We start from the raw sequence: 5,896 nt of genomic DNA, 5'->3' as shown, positions 1-5,896 counted from the left end.
ATTAAAGTTTCACTTTATGGATAATTTTACAAAAATGGTATACTTATATTAATTCTTGTATAAGTAGAGAATGTACAACAATTTATAAAGGAGATGAATAAATGATCGGTGAAATGAAACGAGAAGCATTGTACTCTTTAAAGGGAAAATGGGGACTAGGTGTTGGATCAACGATTTTACATATTATTTTAAGTTATGTTGTTTCAATGGCTGCAATGCTTATACTTTTAATTCCAGGAATTATTATATTTTTCTTATTTGCTGTTTTAACAGGCTCATTTGAAGAGGAAGCAATATCAATCGGGGCAGGTATTACATTTGGAATTTTTTATTGCATAATGATTATTTTGAGTAATGCATCCTATGGTATTACATCATACGGTTATACGAATGTGTTGCTACAAATTAGTAAACGAGAAGATGCTAGAGTAGATTATTTATTTGAAGGATTTCGTGGCTTTAAAAGAATGATGAAAACAATGTGGGCTATGCTTGCGATTTTGTTATATACAGGTACGTGGATCCCGATGTTGTTACTAGGTTTATTCGCGTTTTTTGGTGAGGAAGGGAATGTATCGTTAACAATTGCTTTCTTCGTACTATTAGCTATTTCAATCGTCGGCATGATTGTGATGTATTTTTCTTATGCGATTACGTATTATGTTATGATTGAAAATCCAGATTATAGCGTTTCACAGGCGATGAAAGAAAGTAAGAACCTTATGAAGGGACATAAACTAGATTTATTTCTTTTATGGCTTAGCTTCATAGGATGGGCTATTTTAGCGATTTTTACTCTTGGAATAGGGTTTCTTTGGCTTAGTCCATATGTAGGTACAACGACAGCACATTTTTATCGCTATATTGCAAAAGATGAATTACAGTAGGGACGTGCTATACTAATAGAATTGTTACGTATAGGAGGTTAAGTTAAGTATGATTGGTGATTTAAAAGGAGAAGCACTAGATTCATTAGAAGGGAAATGGGGATTAGCTGTCGGAGCTACACTACTCATTTCAATTCTTATCATGACTTTTAGTTTTAGTGTTGAGTTGGGGGTTTCTTCAATTTTTGGTTGGCAAGAAACACAGGGCTCACTTTCAATAAATATTTTCACATTTTTTGTTACCGGGCCATTAACTTTAGGTGGATATTATCTTGCTTTAAATATCATTCGCGAAAAACAAGCTAGTATCGGTAATGTATTTGTTTGGTTTACAGAGGGAAAAAAATTTCTAAAATCATTTTTAGTATATTTATTAGTGAATTTTTATCTTTTTTTATGGACTTTACTTTTCATTATTCCAGGCATTATTAAATCGTTTTCTTATGCAATGACGTATTTTATTATAAACGATCATCCTGAATATTCATTGAATCAAGCCATTACAGAAAGCCGTCGTATGATGGATGGGCATAAAATGGAGTATTTCCTTTTATGTTTAAGCTTTATTGGTTGGTTTATATTAAGTTGTATTACACTCGGGATTGGATTCCTATGGTTAATTCCATATTTCTATACAACAGCTGCAGCTTTTTACGAAGAGATTGCAGAAGAATATTATGAGAAAAAAATTCCAACAATATAAAGTGAAACTGTAATCAGTGGGGGGTACACCTCCCACTGATTTGAACCAATCGGACTTTTACGTGATAAAAACACCCAGTGTGAACTATTGGTTCATACTGGGTGTTTTTTGTAGGAATTTTATAAACTGTTTACTTGTTAGAGGTTTACTGAAATAGTAACCTTGCATGTATTTACAGTTGTTTTTTTGCAAAAACTTAAGCTGTTTTTCTGTCTCAATTCCTTCAGCAACGACAGAGAGATTTAAAGTGTTTGCAAGAGAAAGGATGGTGGAGACGATAGCTCTTTCTTCAGGGCGATGATCGGCTAGTTGTGTAAATTCTTTTGGTACTTTTAATGTATCGATAGGGAAAATTGATAAATATGCAAGAGAAGAGTAGCCGGTACCGAAGTCATCAATGGACGTTTGAATACCATATTCTTTTAATTGCTTTAGTCTCGATAAGGTTTCCTTTTCATCAATCATCGCAATTCGTTCTGTTAGTTCAAGTGTTACATCTTTCGGGTCAATCTTAACGTCTTTTAGTATTCGTGAAATATTTTCGATTAATTGATTTTGTTGAAATTCTTTCGCTGATAAATTGACACTCATTTTTAAGTTTGTGTATCCAAAACTTTGCCATATTTTTAGTTGACGACAAGATTCTCTTAATACCCAATGTCCAAGTGGGATGACTTGAGGAGTCTCTTCCACAATTGGAATGAACTCACAAGGTGAAATGTCACCTAATAGTGGATGTTTCCAACGTATTAATGCTTCAGCACCGATAATTTTATTTGTTGTCGTATCAATTTGTGGTTGATAGACGAGATAAAATTCGTTGTTTACTAAAGCGAGTGGCAAATCTTTTTCGATTCGAGCTTTTCGTTCCATTTTTTTATATAGTTCTTTCGTGTAAAGAGAGCTACGATTTTTCCCTTTATTTTTTGCTTCGTACATGGCCATATCGGCATGTTGTAAAATAGATAACGGATCTTCGCCTGCTTCTGGGTATATTGCAATCCCGATACTCGGTGAGATTCGTAAATGTTGATTTTCAATTTCGAATGGCTCATTCATAGATAGTACAATCATATCAGCTATTTTTTGTACATCTCTATCTTCTTTATAATCCTCTATAAGAATTGTGAATTCATCCCCAGCTAACCGAGCAAGTTTCATATTTGACGTCGATATTTGTTCTAGTCTTTTTGCTACTGCAATTAATAAGAGATCTCCTACCCGGTGACCGAGCGTATCGTTAATAACTTTAAAACGGTCTAAATCGAGAAACATAACAGCAAAAGGTTTTTTCGATATTTTTGCTCGTGCAATTGCCTTTTCTAACTGCTGATGAAATGAACGGCGATTTGCAAGTTCCGTTAAAGTATCGTGATATGCTAGGAAATTAATTTGTTCTTGTTGCTGTTTGCTTTCTGTAATATCTTTAATCATTAAATAGGCCCCAGAAATATGTTCCTTTAAAAAGATGGGAACAGCTGTAACATGCAAGTAGTAAATATCTCTATTTTTATGATATGCCCGTATTTCTAAAGAAATAGATTTCCCTTTTTTTACGTGATGAAAGGCATTAATGATTTCTTCCAAATCTTGTTCATACATAAGTGAATAGTATGGTTGGTTTAATAATTCATGCGTTCGATAACCGAGTAAAGTAGTTCCAGCGTTGTTCACATTGAGAAAGTTACCGTACAAATCTAATGTAAAAATTGGATCTGGATGATGCTCGTATAAAGATTTAAACATTTGTTGGTTATGATATAACTCATTTTTTTGTTCTACTAAATCTTCTGTACGTAGTTCGATTTGTTTTTCGAGTTCCAAGTTGAATTGCATTTGTGCTAGCAATAATATTTTATTTTGCCTTCGAACTAACATATGGCGTATGAGAACGAAGGTGAAAGTTGCCATTAGTCCAATTACTACGGTAGGTGCAAAAACATTTTCGACCAATATAAAAACAATAAGCGTCACTACAGAAATATAAGGTAATGATAATCGGATTGATTCACCCAATTGAGGCGTTAGTAATACTTGTTCTTGTTTTTCAGGCTCTTTTGTGTGAAGTATACAAGCGATTGCTACCAATACTAAGGTTACTTGATAGAATGGAGCAACTGTGAACATAGAGTGCTCGGGCTGGAAGTATTTTATATAAGCATAAATAGCATCCGTAGTAGCATACAAAATTAAAGCACTGGCAAGAAGTGCACCAACTTGTTTTGGTAATAAGGATAATGGTCTGAATAAAAGATTGATTCCTATTAAAAGAAAGAGTAAATCAGCCATTGGATAGGCAAGTTGAACAAACATGTCGATATAGGTTGTTGTAAAAACGTGAATGGTTCGTTCAATAAGTAAGTAGTAACTTAAAGTAAATTGGGCTGTAACGATAATGCAAATATCACATATCATAAAAAGCTTTTCTAATAAATCTTGGTTGTAAATGATTTCGTATAGAAAGGCAAGTGCAAAGCTAATTAAAAAAAGCAAGTAAAAAAAGTCGGACGGATCAACGAACGTATAGAAGTCCTTTAAAATTAAACGTTGATAGGAAACGACTATATCACCGATGAAATAAGAGAGGGCTCCAACAGATAATATTATCCAAAATAAACGAGGTAACCCTTCTTTCATATTTGAAAAATAAAGTATATAACCACAAGCGATAATATCAATTAATAGGGTACTCATTCCAATTAATATTTGAAAAGGAAATGAGTATTCATATAGAAAAGGCATTGCTACGTAATGAATCGCTATAGAAAACAATACAATACTTATAAGAATACTTACATGTGTTTGTTTTTTCATTTATATCACCCACTGTATATACAGATAAATTATCTTTTTGTATTTCATGTTTTTTAGGTATTGCTTGAAAAACATATAGAATTTCTATATTTATTTTACACATTTATAATGAGTTGTAAAAATAGATTTGTTCAGCAAGTATTAATTGTTGTTTCTGTTCCCAATATATCGACATAGGAATTTGAAGTTTGCTATAATGAATTAAATAGTTGCATTATTTAGAAAAATTTAAAAATAATAAATAATGCAAGTAAGACATATTGTTTACTATGTGAACTTGTTCTTAATTCAGGGGGGAGGGTTTCACAATGGCAAGTGTATATGAAAATAGTTATATGATCGTTTTGATTTTCTTGCTATTAGGTATATTGCTGCCGGTAGTGGCTCTTACATTAGGAAGGATGCTGCGTCCAAATAAACCGAGTGCAGCGAAAGCGACGACGTATGAGAGTGGAATTGAGCCTTTTCATGATGCAAATATTCGGTTTCATGCTCGTTATTATATTTTCGCCTTATTGTTCGTCATCTTCGATGTAGAAACTTTATTTTTATACCCATGGGCTGTTGCGTATGACAAGCTGGGTTTATTTGCACTGATTGAAATGCTCATTTTTGTTGTGATGTTGCTAGTTGGATTAGCGTATGCTTGGAAAAAGAAGGTGTTACAATGGTTATAAATTTTGAGGAATTACACCCGCGGGATCGAGCAGAATTAGAAAGGAATATCTTTTTTTCTACATTGGAACAGTTGAAGGGATGGGCGCGGAGCAACTCTTTATGGCCGATGACATTTGGACTGGCATGCTGTGCGATTGAAATGATGGGAGTAGGTTCATCACATTACGATTTAGATCGATTTGGGTCATTTTTTCGGACTTCACCAAGACAATCGGATGTCATGATTGTGTCAGGAACGGTAACGAAGAAAATGGCACCTATTGTTCGGCGCTTATATGATCAAATGCCTGAACCAAAGTGGGTAATTGCGATGGGATCTTGTGCAACAGCCGGTGGTCCATATGTGAATTCATATGCGGTTGTGAAAGGTGTAGATCAAATTGTACCAGTTGATGTGTATATTCCTGGATGCCCTCCAAATCCTGCTGCTTTAATTTATGGAATTAATAAATTAAAAGAAAAAATTCGTTACGAGGCGAGGACCGGGAAGCAGGTGACGAATAAATGAGTGATCCAAATAAAGACTTAGAAAGTATGAAAAGAGAAGCAGCCCGTCATGCGAAAGAGGAAGCGCGAAAACGTCTTGCTGCGAAACATGAGGCGGAAATGTCTAAACTTGAAGGAGAACATCGAGAAAAAGAGAAAGCGCTACCAAAAAATAAGGAGATTAATGTAGAAGAAGAAAAACGTCTTGCCGCAGCAGCCGCAAAAGCAAAAGTAGCTGCACTAGCGAAGCAAAAGAGAGAAGGAACAGAAGAAGTAACGGACGAAGAAAAAGCGAAAGCAAAGGCGAAAGCGGCAGCAGCTGCAAAAG

At 34.4% G+C, this 5,896-nt stretch carries 5 protein-coding genes and 1 pseudogene; 5 read left to right on the top strand and 1 reads right to left on the bottom strand.

Annotated elements, in window-relative coordinates:
• Positions 1–101: 101 nt before the first annotated feature.
• On the top strand, positions 102–887 hold the full coding sequence (locus tag KI356_RS25505; RefSeq protein WP_212936833.1) for a DUF975 family protein: 786 nt from the start codon (positions 102–104) through the stop codon (positions 885–887).
• A 49-nt stretch (positions 888–936) separates the two neighbouring features.
• Positions 937–1,590 carry a DUF975 family protein gene (locus KI356_RS25500; RefSeq protein ID WP_002123800.1) on the top strand — a complete coding sequence of 218 codons (654 nt, stop codon included), beginning with the start codon at positions 937–939 and terminating at the stop codon, positions 1,588–1,590.
• A gap of 84 nt (positions 1,591–1,674) precedes the next feature.
• On the opposite strand, the gene KI356_RS25495 is transcribed toward KI356_RS25500, so the two are convergent.
• Positions 1,675–4,404 carry an EAL domain-containing protein gene (locus KI356_RS25495; RefSeq protein ID WP_212936832.1) on the bottom strand — a complete coding sequence of 910 codons (2,730 nt, stop codon included), beginning with the start codon at positions 4,402–4,404 and terminating at the stop codon, positions 1,675–1,677.
• A gap of 308 nt (positions 4,405–4,712) precedes the next feature.
• Between KI356_RS25495 and nuoA the strand changes: the two genes are divergently transcribed.
• The 3 genes and pseudogenes from nuoA to KI356_RS25480 all read left to right on the top strand — a co-directional run.
• Positions 4,713–5,081, top strand: coding sequence for an NADH-quinone oxidoreductase subunit NuoA (gene nuoA / locus KI356_RS25490; RefSeq protein ID WP_000179273.1), 369 nt, complete (start codon positions 4,713–4,715; stop codon positions 5,079–5,081).
• Positions 5,072–5,590, top strand: coding sequence for an NADH-quinone oxidoreductase subunit NuoB (nuoB, locus tag KI356_RS25485; RefSeq protein ID WP_002113032.1), 519 nt, complete (start codon positions 5,072–5,074; stop codon positions 5,588–5,590). Before nuoA ends, nuoB begins: the two co-directional genes overlap by 10 nt.
• Positions 5,587–5,896: pseudogene (locus tag KI356_RS25480) on the top strand (NADH-quinone oxidoreductase subunit C); the annotation flags it as partial. The gene nuoB and the pseudogene KI356_RS25480, both read left to right, overlap by 4 nt.

The sequence above is a fragment of the Bacillus hominis genome, from assembly GCF_018332515.1.
Classification (GTDB): domain Bacteria; phylum Bacillota; class Bacilli; order Bacillales; family Bacillaceae_G; genus Bacillus_A; species Bacillus_A hominis.
This window is presented reverse-complemented; position numbering and strand designations above follow the sequence as displayed.